The sequence below is a fragment of the Stenotrophomonas sp. BIO128-Bstrain genome, from assembly GCF_030128875.1.
In the GTDB taxonomy this organism is placed as follows: Bacteria; Pseudomonadota; Gammaproteobacteria; order Xanthomonadales; family Xanthomonadaceae; genus Stenotrophomonas; species Stenotrophomonas bentonitica_A.
Genome location: NZ_CP124620.1, coordinates 2,939,700 through 2,954,062 on the forward strand (window position 1 = coordinate 2,939,700; position 14,363 = coordinate 2,954,062).

13 protein-coding genes and 5 tRNA genes are annotated in these 14,363 nt (G+C 65.9%); 4 read left to right on the forward strand and 14 right to left on the reverse strand.

The annotated features are described in order from the left end of the window. Positions 1-2 precede the first annotated feature (2 nt). Complete coding sequence (locus POS15_RS13370) at positions 3-770, reverse strand: MBL fold metallo-hydrolase (RefSeq protein WP_284128302.1); 768 nt, start codon at positions 768-770, stop codon at positions 3-5. Continuing rightward, the gene (locus POS15_RS13375) at positions 770-1,519 is read right to left on the reverse strand and encodes a 3-deoxy-D-manno-octulosonic acid kinase (RefSeq protein WP_019185790.1); all 750 of its coding nucleotides are present in this window, start codon (positions 1,517-1,519) and stop codon (positions 770-772) included. Before POS15_RS13375 ends, POS15_RS13370 begins: the two co-directional genes overlap by 1 nt. Before the next feature lie 21 nt (positions 1,520-1,540). Here POS15_RS13375 and POS15_RS13380 point away from each other — a divergent pair, with 21 nt between their 5' ends. Then, positions 1,541-2,596, forward strand: a complete 1,056-nt coding sequence (locus POS15_RS13380) for a glycosyltransferase family 9 protein (protein ID WP_080341564.1) — start codon at positions 1,541-1,543, stop codon at positions 2,594-2,596. On the opposite strand, the gene POS15_RS13385 is transcribed toward POS15_RS13380, so the two are convergent. Then, complete coding sequence (locus tag POS15_RS13385) at positions 2,575-2,982, reverse strand: DUF6165 family protein (protein ID WP_019185792.1); 408 nt, start codon at positions 2,980-2,982, stop codon at positions 2,575-2,577. The genes POS15_RS13380 and POS15_RS13385 overlap by 22 nt on opposite strands. A gap of 667 nt (positions 2,983-3,649) precedes the next feature. Continuing rightward, positions 3,650-3,740, reverse strand: a tRNA-Ser gene (locus POS15_RS13390). A 165-nt stretch (positions 3,741-3,905) separates the two neighbouring features. On the opposite strand from POS15_RS13390, the gene POS15_RS13395 reads away from it, so the two are divergent. Then, a complete protein-coding gene (locus POS15_RS13395; RefSeq protein ID WP_019185793.1) occupies positions 3,906-4,610 on the forward strand; it encodes a protein phosphatase 2C domain-containing protein in 705 nt (234 codons plus the stop codon). Positions 4,611-4,658: 48 nt separating this feature from the next. Here POS15_RS13395 and dnaQ read toward each other — a convergent pair whose 3' ends face one another. Genes dnaQ through POS15_RS13410 form a run of 3 tightly spaced genes read right to left on the reverse strand, consistent with a single transcriptional unit; the run spans position 4,659 to position 6,503 of the window. Further along, positions 4,659-5,390, reverse strand: coding sequence for a DNA polymerase III subunit epsilon (gene dnaQ / locus POS15_RS13400; protein ID WP_019185794.1), 732 nt, complete (start codon positions 5,388-5,390; stop codon positions 4,659-4,661). A gap of 4 nt (positions 5,391-5,394) precedes the next feature. Next, on the reverse strand, positions 5,395-5,847 hold the full coding sequence (gene rnhA / locus POS15_RS13405; protein WP_019185795.1) for a ribonuclease HI: 453 nt from the start codon (positions 5,845-5,847) through the stop codon (positions 5,395-5,397). An 11-nt stretch (positions 5,848-5,858) separates the two neighbouring features. Then, the gene (locus POS15_RS13410; protein ID WP_284128303.1) at positions 5,859-6,503 is read right to left on the reverse strand and encodes a methyltransferase domain-containing protein; all 645 of its coding nucleotides are present in this window, start codon (positions 6,501-6,503) and stop codon (positions 5,859-5,861) included. 11 nt (positions 6,504-6,514) lie between these two features. Between POS15_RS13410 and gloB the strand changes: the two genes are divergently transcribed. Both gloB and POS15_RS13420 read left to right on the forward strand, forming a co-directional pair. Further along, on the forward strand, positions 6,515-7,282 hold the full coding sequence (gene gloB, locus POS15_RS13415) for a hydroxyacylglutathione hydrolase (protein WP_046272375.1): 768 nt from the start codon (positions 6,515-6,517) through the stop codon (positions 7,280-7,282). Further along, the gene (locus POS15_RS13420) at positions 7,279-8,493 is read left to right on the forward strand and encodes a lytic transglycosylase domain-containing protein (protein WP_284128304.1); all 1,215 of its coding nucleotides are present in this window, start codon (positions 7,279-7,281) and stop codon (positions 8,491-8,493) included. Before gloB ends, POS15_RS13420 begins: the two co-directional genes overlap by 4 nt. Positions 8,494-8,564: 71 nt before the next feature. On the opposite strand, the gene POS15_RS13425 is transcribed toward POS15_RS13420, so the two are convergent. From POS15_RS13425 to lon, 7 genes are all read right to left on the reverse strand, one after another. Further along, positions 8,565-10,538, reverse strand: coding sequence for a peptidyl-prolyl cis-trans isomerase (locus tag POS15_RS13425; RefSeq protein ID WP_284128305.1), 1,974 nt, complete (start codon positions 10,536-10,538; stop codon positions 8,565-8,567). Positions 10,539-10,751: 213 nt separating this feature from the next. After that, a tRNA-Asp gene (locus tag POS15_RS13430) sits at positions 10,752-10,828 on the reverse strand. Between the two features lie 90 nt (positions 10,829-10,918). Then, a tRNA-Asp gene (locus tag POS15_RS13435) sits at positions 10,919-10,995 on the reverse strand. Positions 10,996-11,102: 107 nt separating this feature from the next. Beyond that, positions 11,103-11,179: transfer RNA gene (locus POS15_RS13440), tRNA-Asp, on the reverse strand. A 28-nt stretch (positions 11,180-11,207) separates the two neighbouring features. After that, a tRNA-Val gene (locus tag POS15_RS13445) sits at positions 11,208-11,282 on the reverse strand. Positions 11,283-11,293: 11 nt separating this feature from the next. Continuing rightward, a complete protein-coding gene (locus POS15_RS13450; RefSeq protein ID WP_019185801.1) occupies positions 11,294-11,566 on the reverse strand; it encodes an HU family DNA-binding protein in 273 nt (90 codons plus the stop codon). A 207-nt stretch (positions 11,567-11,773) separates the two neighbouring features. Further along, positions 11,774-14,248, reverse strand: a complete 2,475-nt coding sequence (gene lon, locus POS15_RS13455; RefSeq protein WP_019185802.1) for an endopeptidase La — start codon at positions 14,246-14,248, stop codon at positions 11,774-11,776. Positions 14,249-14,363 lie beyond the last annotated feature (115 nt).

Genomic DNA, 14,363 nt, shown 5'->3' on the forward strand with positions numbered 1-14,363 from the left:
GCTCAGGGAGGATCCTGCGCCAGCACGTGCATGGCGGTGGGAGTCGCCAGCGCCACACGTTCGCCAGGCACGGCCACGCGGTGACCCCGCTGGCGCAGCGCCTCGCCGTCGGCCTCGCTGGCGTAGTGGTAGAGCATCATCCGCGCCTGCAACTCGGCCGTGTATTCACGCTCCAGGTCATCCACACCGGTGTGCGACGGGTTGCCATGCAGGCCGCAATCGTGGGCGATCAGTTCGTTGTCGTCGGCGTAGCGCGCCAGCATTTCCGGAATCGGCCGGGTATCGCCACTCCAGGTGACCGCACCCTTCAGGCGCAGGCCATAGGCGGTTTCCGGCCAGTGATGCCGGACCGGAAACACTTCCAGGCGCACGCCGTCATGCCAGAACGCATCGCCGACCACGATCAGCTGGAACGCATCCCAGAAATTCGCACCGCCCTCTGCCAGCACGTTCGGGTAATCGGCCACGCGTTTGTGCAGCAGCGGCACGACCGTCGCCGGCACGTACACGCGAATTCGCCCACGACGCTGGGGCGAGAAATACGCATCGACGAACAGGCGTTCGAAACCGGCGACGTGGTCCAGGTGCACATGGGTGACGAACAATGCCTGCGGCACATGGCCGTAGTGCGCCTGGAACGCAGTGAGCCCTTCCCCGCCGCAATCGATGGTCAGCCACGGGCGTCCATCGCGTTCGATCACCGCCATCGGCGAACCGAGCTGCACGGCCGACGCATTGCCGACCCCCATGAAACGCAGTGCCCAGTCCATCAGTAACCCCGGTTCCAGGCCAGATCGTAGGCGCGGCGCAGCCGTGCGTAGTCCTTCTCGACGTCATCCTGGCTGCGCTCACCGCGCAGCTTGATCAGCGAGCGCAGCAGCCGCTTGAGATTGCGCTCGCGCCAGCGGGTGGCAGGGATGCGCAGCACGCCGCGATCGAAATCGATCAGCCAGCCGTGGCCGTTGGCGTCGAACAGAATGTTGTGGGCGTTGAGATCGGCGTGGTCCAGCCCGACGCGATGGAACCGCGCGATCAGCCGGCCGGTCTCTTCCCAGGGCGCGCCGCGCCCGGCGACCAGCGCGCGGTCGGCCAGCGAACGCACGCCCTCCAGGCGCTCCATCAGGATCGCCGCCTTGTAGCGCAGGCCTTCGCGCATGTAGAACGCGGCGATCGGTCGCGGCACCGGCAGCTTCTGCGCGCGCAGGGCACGCATCAGCCGGAACTCGGCGAAACTGCGGGTGCGGTTGGCCCCGCGCCAGATGTAGTGGTCCCGGCTGAGCTTGGCCGCCAGGCCGCCACGCAGGTACTGGCGCAGCACGGCATGACCGAAGGGGGCATCGACGAACCAGGCACCACCACGGCCGCCATCGCCGACCGGCCGTGCCCGCTCGCCCCAGTGGGCCGGTGCGAACAGGCTCATCTCGGCTTGCCGCAAGGCTTCGCGGTCGAACAGAATGGCACCGATACCGCGTCCATCGCGGCAGGGCGTCAGCGCTTCAGTGGCGTCGAATGCGACCATTCCTTCGAGTCTAACAACACCATGGCACCAACGTCCTCTTCCTTGTGTCTTTTGCGTTTGTCCGCGCTGGGGGACGTGACCCATGTGGTGCCGCTGGTACGCACCCTGCAGCAGGCCGATCCCGGGGTGTCGCTGCACTGGATCATCGACAAGGCCGGCCACAAGCTGCTCGATGGCCTGCCAGGCGTGACCTTCCACAGCTACGACAAGAAGACCGGCCTGGCCGGCATGCGCGCCCTGCGCGACAGCCTTCCCGCCGGGCGCTTCGATGCGCTGCTGCAGATGCAGGTGGCTTTCCGTGCCAACGTGCTGTCCGCCTTCGTGCCGGCCAAGCGCCGCATTGGCTATGACAAGGCCCGCTCCAAGGATCTTCACGGGCTTTTCATCAATGAGCGCATCCCCGACCGCCCCGGCATCCATGTGCTGGATGCGATCGGCAGCTTCTGCGAACCGCTCGGCCTGAAGCAGACCGAGGTCAGCTGGGACCTGGCCGTGCCGCCGGCCGCCGTCGAGTGGGCCAACGCCCAGTGGACCGACGATGGCCGCCCGGTGCTGATGATCTCGCCCTGCTCCAGCCATGTGCGCCGCAACTGGTATGCCGACCGCTATGCGGCCGTGGCCAACCACGCCACCTCACGTGGCTGGCGGGTGGTGCTGTGCGGTGGGCGCAGCGAACTGGAGCGCGGCATGGCCGATGCGATCCAGGCCCAGCTGGCCACCCCGGCGCTGGACCTGGTCGGCAAGGACACGCTCAAGCAGCTGCCGGCGCTGTTGGCGCGCGCCGCGCTGGTGATGACGCCCGACTCGGGCCCAATGCATATCGCCAACGCGATGGGCACCAAGGTGCTCGGCCTGCATGCGGCCAGCAACCCGCACCGCAGCGGCCCCTACTCCGACCGCCGCTACTGCGTGGACCGCTACGACGATGCCGCGCGCAAGTTCCTGGGCAAACCGGCCAGCGAACTGAAGTGGGGCGCGAAGGTCGAGTTCGACGACGTGATGCAGTTGATCACCGTCGAGGACGGCATCGCCGCCTTCGAACGGTATGTCGCCGATTACGCGCCGCGCGGCGCGTAATCCTTGTACGACTTCTCTTCCACGTAGAGCGAGCCCAGCGCCAGGTTGATGTCCTTCTTGATGCGGGCGCGCTCATCGTTCTGCTGGTAGACGCTGCGCGCCAGCTCGACGAAATGGTCGTCGAAGGCCTGCGCCTTGTCCTGCAGGCGGATGTTGTCTTCGATGTCCCACAGGCGCTCGTTGACCGCCTTGAGCTCGGCACGCAGGCGCGCGATGTCCTTGACCCCGGCCGGGTGCGCCATCCAGGTCTTTTCCAGCGCGCTCAGTTCGGTGCGGATGTTGGCCAGCTTGGCCTCGTCGCTGATGCGCTCGGACTTGATCTGCAGAATCGAGATCTTGTCGAGCAGTTCACCGAAGGACACGGGGACAAGGATTTCAGCGGTCATGGGGGAGATCCGTTACGTGAGGTGGGCAGTTTAGCGGAGCGCAGGTTGGCGGGGTGTGGGGGGGGGGTGCGGGCCCCGGGTAGAGCCACGCCATGCGTGGCTGCGCGATGGCCGCTTCATTGCTGGGATTGCTGGGTGCATCCATGCACCCAGCCCTTCCGCGCTTGCGCGCTCCAGGGCCGCGCCTCCTGGAGCTGGAGACGCCGTTGGCGATGAACGCGTCGCCACGCGCCCGGGTATGTCGGTGATGGCGCTGTGGCTTCGGAGCCAGGGTGGCCGCTTCATTGGGATTGCTGGGTGCATCCATGCACCCAGCCCTTCCGCGCTTGCGCGCTCCAGGGCCGCGCCTCTTGGAGTTGGATACGTCGATGGGATGAACGCGTCGCCACGCGCCCGGGTACGTCGGTGATGACGCTTGGGGCTCCGGGAGCAGGGTGGCCGCTTCATTGGGATTGCTGGGTGCATCCATGCACCCAGCCCTTCCGCGCTTGCGCGCTCCAGGGCCAGACGTTCGTCTGTCCGGATTCGCTCCTGGCGAATCCGTCGAACCCCCGTCGGGGGTTCTCATCCCCCCCGCAATTGGGCGCCGCTCATTTCGCAGCGGTCGGAAAACGCCCGATCTCGGTCATGAAAAAGGCCGCCCAATGGGCGGCCTTTTTCATGTATCTGGCGGAGAGGGGGGGATTCGAACCCCCGAGGCGCTATAAACGCCTGCCTGATTTCGAGTCAGGTACATTCAACCGCTCTGCCACCTCTCCAGATGGTCCCGGCGAACCGGGACGCGAATAATACGGGTAGGACGCGCTGGCGACAAGTCATTGCGGGCAAAGAAGTGAATTTCTTCTGTATGGATGCCTTGCCGGATGTCCGGCGGGCCGCGATCATGCCGTTATCCCCCGCAATCCTTACCGGCACGCGCCTTCATGATCGAATTCGGACACCTGACCCACCCCGGCCTGCGCCGTGACCTCAATGAGGATACGTATTACGGCGATGGCGAACTGGCGCTGTGGCTGGTCGCCGATGGCATGGGCGGGCACGCCTGTGGCGAGGTGGCCAGTGCGCTGGCGCGCGAGACCATCGTGCGCGAGATCCGCCGCGGGGCGACGCTGGCGCATGCGATCCGGATCGCCGATGAGGAAATCATCCGCACCTCGCGCCGCCGCAATGACAGCCTGCCGATGGGCACGACGGTGGTGGCCGCGCGGGTCCAGGGCAATCGCTACGAGGTGGCGTGGGTGGGCGACAGCCGCGCGTACCTGTGGCGCGACGGCAAGCTGGCCCAGTTGAGTCAGGATCACAGCGTGGTCCAGGAGCTGGTCGCGCAGGGCAATCTGACCGCCGAACAGGCACGCGCGCACCCGCACCGCAATGTGGTGACCCAGGCGCTGGGCGTGACCGATCCGGCGCACCTGAATGTGGCGACCACCACCGGTGAACTGCGCCCGGGCATGCAGCTGCTGCTGTGCAGTGATGGGCTCACCGAGGAGGTCGAGGACAAGGGCATTGCCCGTACCCTCGCCTTCGACGATGCCAGTGCGCAGGAATGCGTGGATACCCTGGTCGCCGCCGCACTGGATGGCGGCGGCTCGGACAATATCACCGTGATCCTGGTGCGGTGCCATTGAGGCAGGCATCCCGACCAACGGTCGGGATCTACCGCCGGGGTCGGGCCCTCAGGCGCTGACCGCTTCCACCGCTTCAGGCTCACCATCCCAGATCGCGCGGCCGGCCTTCTTGCGCAGCTTGGCCAGGCGCGCTTCGTGTGCTTCCAGCTCCGAGGCGGTGGCGACCACGCGCGGGCGTGGCAGCAGGCGCGAGGTGTCGAAGGTCTGCACGTGGGCGCTGCCGGATTTGCGGTCGTCGGCCGCGCCGAAGCCGATTTCTTCCTGGCCCGAGGTCAGCGCGATGTACACATCGCCCAGGATCTGGGCATCGAGCAGGCCGCCGTGCAGCTGGCGGTGGGCGTTGTCCACGCCCAGGCGCCGGCACAGCGCGTCCAGCGAGTTGCGCTGGCCGGGAAAGCGCTCGCGCGCCATCTTCAGCGTATCGATCACCGTGCAGCGGTCGGTGATCTTGCCGTAGTGGTCGCCAAGCAGCGACAGCTCGTTGTCCAGGAAGCCCAGATCGAACGCCGCGTTGTGGATGATCAGCTCGGCGCCGTCGATGTAGGCCAGGAATTCGTCGACGACCTGGGCGAAGTCCGGCTTGTCGGCCAGGAATTCCAGGGTCAGGCCGGTGACTTCCTGCGCGCCCTGCTCGAACTCGCAGTCCGGCTTGAGGTACTGGTGGTAGTTGTTGCCACTGGGGCGACGCTCGAGCAGTTCCACACAGCCGATTTCGACGATGCGGTTGCCCTTCCGCCACTCCAGGCCGGTGGTTTCGGTATCAAGGATGATCTGACGCATGGGCTCAGTGTACCGGGCCAGCGGCACGGATCCGGATCGCGGCGTCGCGCGCCAGCTGGTCCACGCGCTCATTGTCCGGATCGCCGGAATGCCCCTTGACCCAGCGCCAGTCGATGGTGTGCTTGAGCGTGGCCGCGTGCAGGCGCTCCCACAGCTCGCGGTTCTTGACCGGCGAGCCGCCCGCGGTTTTCCAGTTCTTGCGGATCCAGCCGGGCATCCACTCGGTCAGACCCTGGCGTACGTACTGCGAATCGGTGTACAGCACGATGTTGCATGGCTCGGTGAGTGCTTCCAGCCCCGAGATGGCCGCCATCAGTTCCATGCGGTTGTTGGTGGTATGCGCTTCACCACCGCTCAGCTCACGCTCGTGCGCGTTGTAGCGCAGCAACGCCGCCCAGCCGCCCGGGCCGGGATTGCCGAGGCAGGAACCGTCGGTGTGGATTTCTATCGTCTTCATTCCATTCCAGATCAGGTGGCCACGGTCCCGTGCCCGCGTGGCAGGGCCACGGGCGTCGGTCCCGGCAGGGCCAGAGTGCGTTTTTCAGCGGTGAACAGACAGGCCGCGCGCAGTGGAGCGAGGTCGCGCCGGGCCGGCGAGCGGTCGCGCCACATCGGGCCGAGGTAGTGCAGGTCTTCGCAGCTCAGACCGGCCTGCGTGAGGGTATGGCGCAGCCGCTGCGGGCTGCGCACCACCAGTCCGTGGTGGCGCCACTGCCGGCGGTACGGGCTGAACGGGTTGAGCGTGGACAACCACAGGCGGCCGCCCGGCATCAGCACCCGTGCGCACTCGTCGATCAGCTGCTCGGCATCGCGCGCGGTGACGTGCTGCAGGATGATCGCGTTGACGCTCTCGTCCGGCAGCGGCAACGGCAGCCCGCAGTGCACGTCCCCGGCGTAGCTCGCTCCGTCGCGGAACAGCCGCAGGCCGCGACCGGGCAGTTCGACACGCTCCAGCCAGCCGGGCGTCGGTGCCAGCCACAGCCAGGGGTTCACCGGGCGCTCGGCGAGCAGGCTGCGCAACCGCTCGGATTCCAGACGGCACAAGGCTTGTGCCGGTTCAGTATCAAACCAGGATGCGACTGTCGCTTGACGGGGGCTCGGCGCGGGGGGCATGGTCCAATTCTATGCGACTGACCGCCCTACCCGCGTTTGCGGACAATTACATCTGGGCGCTGGTCGCCGACGACGGCCGCGCCGTGGTCATCGACCCCGGCCAGGCCGACCCCGTTCTGGCTGCCGCAGCGCAGCAGGGATGGGCTCCCCACAGCATTCTGCTGACCCATCACCACGATGATCACATCGGTGGCGTGGCAGAACTGCAGGCGCGTTTTCCGGCGGTGGAGGTTTACGCGCCAGAAGAACCGCGCATCCAGGTGGCCGCCCATCGGGTCGCTGAAGGTGAATGCGTTCAGGCATTGGGGCTGGGGTTCCACGTAGTATCCGTGCCCGGGCACACCCGGAGCCATATCGCGTTTCACACCGCTGAACACCTTTTCAGTGGCGATGCGTTGTTCAGCCTGGGCTGTGGGCGCATGTTCGAAGGTACGCCTCCCCAGCTTCTGGCATCCCTGCGGAAGCTGGCGTCCCTGCCAGCGCAACTGATGGTCTGTTGCGCCCACGAGTACACCCTGTCCAATGCCGTCTTCGCGCGGCATGTAGACCCCACCAACGCTGCGCTGTCGCAGCGCCATGAGGAGGCCTTGGCCATGCGCCGCGATGACCTGCCCACGCTGCCGGTTTCACTGGCAAGCGAGCTGGAATGCAATCCGTTCCTGCGTACCAGTACCCCCGCCATCCAGGCGGCCGTCAGCGCCCATCTCGGGCGTCCCGTTACCGATGAAGTCGATGTTGTCGCAGGGCTGCGACACTGGAAAGACGGATTCCGAACATGAGTCGGCGATTGTTGCCGCTCGCGCTGGGCCTGGCGATCGCCGCGGCCGGCAGCGCGGGCGCCCAGTCGTTGACCGCCGGCATGTCGCAGAACGTGGCCGGCCTGTCCTCCCTCCCCCTGACCGCTGCGGCGCTGCCGCCGGCCTCGGTGCGCAACGGGCAGGACATCTTCGCCAGCTTCCGCGATGGCCTGGCTGAACCTACCTGCGACGCCGAGGCGACCAGCCCGCGCTGGCAGAAGCAGTTCGCGCATGCCCCCTCGCGCCTGGCCAACCAGGATGATGACGCCCTGGTGCTGTTCGGCTATGTGGTGGAAGAGCTGCGCAGATCCGACCTGCCGACCGAATTTGCGCTGATTCCCTTCGTGGAAAGCGGCTACCGGCCCAACGCCCGCAACGGCGGCGGCCCGGCCGGCCTGTGGCAGTTCATCGCCACCACCGCCAAGAACCACCGCGTGCAGATGACCCCGGGCTACGACGGCCGCCTCTCGGCGGTGGATTCCACCCAGGCCGCGGTGCGTTACCTCAAGACCCTGCACGGCATGTTCGGCGGCGACTGGCGCCTGGCCACCATGGCCTACAACGCCGGCGAGTACCGGGTCCTGCAATCGCTGCGCAAGGCCGGCATGAACGCGCAGAACGCGCGTCCGGCGGAGTTGCCCGGCCTGTCGCCGGTCACCTATGCCTATGTCGAGAAGCTGCACGCGCTGGCCTGCGTGCTGGAAGACGCAGAAACCGAGCCAGCCGTGATGGCCTCGCTGGACCGCACCGTGCCCGTGCTGAAGGGGCATACCCTGCCGGCGGGCACCAGCGTCCAGCAGTGGGCCCAGCAGCGCGACCTGGATCCGGCCCGGATCGCCCGGCTCAACCCGGCCCTGGCCAGCGGCAAGGGCCGCCCGGCCGGCCAGGTGACGGTTCTGGCCCCGACCGCGCATGCGCCGGTGGATGCCAGCGCCAGCGTGGCCGCCATTGCGGCGGCTCCCAGCGCACCAGTGGATAGCCCGGCGGCCCGTACGGCGCCTGCGCCGGCCGCCACCCGCACGGTGGCCAGCGCGGATCGCCCGCGCAGCCGCCGCCACACCGTGCGCGATGGCGAATCGCCCTGGACCATCGCCCGCCGTTACGGGATGCCGTTGAAGGCCCTGCTGTCGCTCAATGGCCTCAGTGGCAGCAGTGTGCTCAAGCCGGGAGCGGTGTTGCGCGTCGAAGACTGAGCGGCGCCCACCCCCAACGCAAAAAGCCCGGCATCGCCGGGCTTTTTGTTGTCCAGCAGAAGCCGCCCCGGTTAGAGGTTGGCTTCTTCGGTCTGCACCTTGAAGTGCTTGCGCATCGCTTCCACGTAGGCCTTGGCGGCGGCCATGCCGTCGATCTGGCTCAGCTGCTCCTTGAGCTGCTGCTGCTGGGCCGCGTCCACTTCAGCGACGTTGCCCGGGGTGACCTTGGTCACCGCGTAGATCACGTAGCGGCCCTGCACGGCGACCTTGCCGTAGCTCGGCTTGCCTTCGGCGGGCAACGGCGCGCTGAACACGGCGCGGTTGATCTCCGGGGTCGGCACCGGCTGGGTGCGCGGCAGGCCCGGCAGCGGGCTGATCTGCAGCTTCTCGCTGGTCGCCAGCGCCTGCAGGGTCTGACCGGCCTTCAGCTTGGCCAGCACGGCATCCACGGCCTTCTCCGACGCCTGGCGGGTGCGGTCGGCATGGATCGCGGCGATGACCTGCTCACGGGCCTTGTCCAGCGGCAGCGCCTGTTCCGGGCTGTGCTCGGTCACGCGGATCATCACGTTGTGGTTCGGACCCAGCTCGATCGGGTCGCTCACCGTGCCGTCCTGGGTCAGGATGTCGGAGAACGCCGCGCGCAGCACGGCCGGGTTGGCGGCGATGCCACTGGCGGTGGTGCGGGTGAACGGACCGATGGTCTGCACCGGCAGGCTCATGTCCTTGGCCGGGCCTTCCAGCGAGGTCGGGTTCTTGTAGACCAGATCGACCAGGCGGCCGCTCAACTCGGTGAACACACGGTCGGTATCGGCCTTGAGCTGCTCGGCAGCCAGCTGGTCACGCACCTCGTCGAAGGAACGGCCTTCGCCGCCCTTGGTCTCGCGCAGCTTGAGCACGTGGAAACCGAAGTCGGTCTTGACCGGACCGGTCACCTCGCCCGCCTTCATGGCGAACAGGGCATCTTCGAACGGCTTCACCATCGCGCCGCGTTCCACCCAGCCCAGGTCACCACCGGTGTCCTTGGAACCGGGATCTTCGGAGTTGGCCTTGGCCAGTGCGGCGAAGTCGGCACCCGGTGCCTTGGCTTCGGCGGCCAGGCGGGTTGCCTTCTCTTCAGCCGCCTTGAGCTTGGCCGGATCGCTGCCATCGGCGGTGATCAGGATGTGCGAGGCCAGACGCTGTTCCGGCGTGGCAAAGCGCGCCTTCTCATCGTCATAGCGCTTGCGCAGCGTGGCTTCGTCGGCGGCCGCCGGCGCAGGCAGGTTCGCGCCGTTGATTTCGACGTATTCCAGCGACACGGTTTCCGGCTGGCGGAAATCCTTGGTGTGGCTGTCATACCACTGCTTGATCTGTGCGTCGGTCACTTCGGCGGTGTCGGCCGGGGTTTCCGGCAGCGCGGCCAGTTCGACATCACGCGTTTCACCGAGCAGCTTCATCAGGCGCTCGGCTTCGCTCTGGGTGGTGAACCCGGAACGCTGCAGGGCCGACGGAATGATCGACTGCTGGATGCTCTCGCGCACCAGCGCTTCGAACTGCGTCGGCGTGCGCGGCGGATTGCCGCTGGCCAGCGCGATGCGGTAGTTGTCCTGGTTGAACTTGCCGTCGGCACCGAGGAAGGCCGGGATCGAGGCGATGTACTCGCGCACGGCGGCATCGCCGATCACGATGCCGGACTGTTCGCCGGCCAGGCGCACGACCTGCTCATCGATCATCTGATCGAGCACGGCCAGCTTGCTCTCCGTGCTTTCGAACTGGCGCGGATCGAAGTCCTCGCCCTGCTCCTGGCGTGTCTGCTGGCGCGCCTGCTCGAAGCGCACGCGGAAATCGTTGGAGCTGATCTCATGGTGCTGCCACAGGAACGAGACCGGCCACCACGACGGGGCGGACTTCCACCAGGTCGGCGGTGCGGCCACTTTGGCCACGTTCTGCGAGCCGACGCCACCGAGGTAGCTGGAGTCGATCACGAACAGGAACGGAATCATCAGCAGCCCCAGGATCACGGTAACGATCCAGCCCGAGGTCTTGTCGCGAAGTTTCTGCAGCATGGGAAAAATCAAGGCCTGATTGGCGAGCCCGGCAGTGTAACCCGCTTCGCGGCAGGCTCCAAAAGTGCCCGCGCCGGCCCCTGCGCGCGATCTGCCCGGTGCCGCACCCGCTGATCGCGGCGGGCAAACGGTGTGCGCCGCGCTGCCGATCAATCTGCTGGATTGGAAACAAAAAAAAAAGCCCTTGGTTTTCACCAAGGGCTCTTCAAAGATTGGCGGAGCGGACGGGACTTGAACCCGCGACCTCCGGCGTGACAGGCCAGCATTCTAACCAGCTGAACTACCGCTCCGCACTTGAAACTTTGCAGGCGCTCATTCTATCCGAAGATATTCAGATTGCCCACCCCGAAATGCTGCTTTTTTCGAGGTTTTTTTAAAACTGGCGGAGCGGACGGGACTTGAACCCGCGACCTCCGGCGTGACAGGCCAGCATTCTAACCAGCTGAACTACCGCTCCATGTTTTAATTCTTTCAGCCGACCAACGGTCGGCTCTACCGCCTTCACCGCGACATGCGTCGGCGGAGAAAACAAGGCCCCCGATTGCTCAGGGGCCTTCTTGAAACTGGCGGAGCGGACGGGACTTGAACCCGCGACCTCCGGCGTGACAGGCCAGCATTCTAACCAGCTGAACTACCGCTCCACATTTCAAAACTTTTACTGGCAGTGCCTGGTGGGTGCTGAGGGTTTCGAACCCCCGACCCTCTCCGTGTAAAGGAGACGCTCTACCGCTGAGCTAAGCACCCCAGCAAGCCGCTTAGTTTACGGCATCCTTCAGGGCTTTGCCAGCCTTGAACGACGGATTCTTCGACGCAGCGATCTTGATGGTGTCGCCGGTCTTCGGGTTGCGGCCGGTACGGGCAGCGCGGTCGCGGACCTGGAACGTGCCGAAGCCCACCAGCGTCACCGCGTCACCGCCCTTCAGGGCCTTGGTGACGGAAGCGATGACGGCATCAACGGCGCGGCTGGACTCGGCCTTGGTCAGGTCGGCGGCTTCAGCAACGGCGTCGATCAATTCGGTCTTGTTCATTCTCTACAGCTCCTTTGGCGGGGATTCCGCGGATTCAACATTGAGACACCCGACGACGATACGCCGTCGGATGCCAGTGAAGTTCTCTGTTCGCCGAATTCAGATTTACGCTGACTCGCGAGTGGTGCTTTTATACCAGTGCCCCCCTACCCGCGCAAGCTGAAAAGCCAATAACGACGCGGGTTTCGGGCATTTCCACAGGACGCGTCAGTGCTTGACGCGCGTTGTGGAAGCTGTCTTGGACTTGCCGCGTACCGTGACACGTTGCCCATCTTTCTTGGGCTTCGGTGCGGTCAGCGGGGCCTCCAGGGCCAGGTCGAGCACTTCCTCGATCCACTTCACCGGCACGATCTTCAGATCGCGGGTGACATTGGCGGGGATATCGGCCAGATCCTTGCGGTTCTCCTCGGGAATGATGACCGTGGTGATGCCGCCGCGCAGCGCCGCCAACAGCTTCTCCTTGAGGCCGCCGATGGCGGTGACGCGACCACGCAGGGTGATCTCGCCGGTCATCGCCACTTCGGCCCGGATCGGCACCTTGGTCAGCGTGGACACCAGCGAGGTGACCATGGCGATACCCGCACTCGGGCCATCCTTGGGGGTGGCGCCATCGGGCACGTGGACGTGCACGTCGTGCTTCTGCAGGAACTCATTGTCGATGCCCAGCCGCTCGGCACGCGAGCGCACCACCGACAGGGCCGCCGAGGCGGATTCCTTCATCACGTTGCCCAGCTGGCCGGTGAGGATCAGCTGGCCCTTGCCCGGCACCAGGGTGGATTCGATCTGCAGCAGATCGCCGCCCACTTCGGTCCAGGCCAGGCCGGTGACCAGGCCCACTTCGTTCTGCTCTTCGGCACGCCCGAAATCGACGCGGCGAACCCCCAGGTACTTGTCCAGGTTCTTGCCGTTGACCACCACCAGCGCCTTCTTCTTCGCGCTGGCCTTCTTGCCGGCCTTGGCCGGCTTGGCCGCCTTGGCGGGCGCTACCGGACCGGCAAGCGCGATTTCCTTGACCACCTTGCGGCAGATCTTGGCCACTTCGCGCTCGAGGTTGCGCACGCCGGATTCGCGCGTGTAGTAACGCACGATGTCCTGGATCGCATCGGCCTCGATCTCCAGCTCTTCCGGCTTCAGGCCGTTGGCCTTGATCTGCTTGGGCACCAGGTAGCGCATGGCGATGTTGAGCTTCTCATCCTCGGTGTAGCCGGGGATGCGGATCACTTCCATGCGGTCCAGCAGCGGGCCGGGGATGTTGAGCGAGTTGGACGTCGCCACGAACATCACTTCGGACAGGTCCAGGTCCACTTCCAGGTAGTGATCGTTGAAGGCGTTGTTCTGCTCCGGGTCGAGCACTTCCAGCAGCGCCGAGGACGGATCGCCACGGAAGTCCATCGACATCTTGTCGATCTCATCGAGCACGAACAGCGCGTTCTTGCTGCCCACCTTGTTGAGGTTCTGCACGATGCGGCCCGGCATCGAGCCGACGTAGGTGCGGCGATGGCCACGGATCTCGGCCTCGTCGCGCACGCCACCCAGGCTCATGCGCACGAACTTGCGGTTGGTCGCCTTGGCGATGGACTGCCCCAGCGAGGTCTTGCCCACGCCGGGCGGACCGACCAGGCACAGGATCGGGCCCTTCATCTGCTTCACGCGCGACTGCACCGCCAGGTATTCCAGGATGCGGTCCTTGACCTTGTCCAGACCGAAGTGATCGGCGTCCAGCGTGTCCTGCGCGGCCTTGAGATCCTTGCGGACCTTGGTGCGCTTCTTCCACGGCACGCCCAGCAGCCACTCCAGGTAATTGCGCACGACCGCCGCTTCGGCGGACATCGGCGACATCTGCTTGAGCTTGTTGAGCTCGGCCTTGGCCTTGGTCTCCACCGGCTTGGGCATGCCCGCCTCGGCGATCTTGCGCGCCAGCTCGTCCATCTCGCCGGGCGCGTCATCCAGGTCACCCAGTTCTTTCTGGATGGCCTTCATCTGCTCGTTGAGGTAGTACTCGCGCTGGCTCTTTTCCATCTGCGACTTCACGCGGCCGCGGATGCGCTTTTCCATCTGCTGCACGTCGATCTCGCCATCGACCAGGCCGACCAGCATTTCCAGGCGGTCGCCGATCTGCAGCGTTTCCAGCAGGCGCTGCTTGTCGGCCAGGCGCACGCTGATATGCGCGGCGATGGTATCGGCCAGGCGCGCGGGCTCATCGATGCCGGCCAGGGTCTGCAGCAGCTCCGGCGGCAGCTTGCGATTGGTTTTGACGTACTGCTCGAACAGCGACATCAGCGAGCGGGCGATCGCCTCGATCTCGCGCGGCTCACGCGATTCGTCCGATTCGATTTCCATGCCCACGCCGTGCAGCGAGCCATCACGCTCGGTCACGTCGGTGACGTTGACGCGCGACAGGCCTTCGACCAGCACCTTGATGGTGCCGTCGGGCAGCTTCAGCAGCTGCAGGACCTGGGCGAGCGTGCCGACCTGGTACAGATCGGCGGCGGACGGATCATCCGTCTCGGCGGACTTCTGCGCGAGCAGCAGGATGCGCTTGTCCGCTTCCATCGCCTGCTCCAGCGCATGCATGGACTTGTCACGGCCGACGAACAGCGGAATGACCATGTGCGGGAACACCACCACGTCACGCAGCGGCAGTACCGGCAGGTCGAGAGTCTCAGTTGGGGAACGGGCCATGTGGGCTCCAGTGGAACAGTGGGGATGGCCTCCGGGCGCCTCGCCCGGATACAAAAAAAGCCGATGGCCTCGTTATGGGGCCATCGGCTTCTAGATGCAAGCTGTTCTGAAAAAT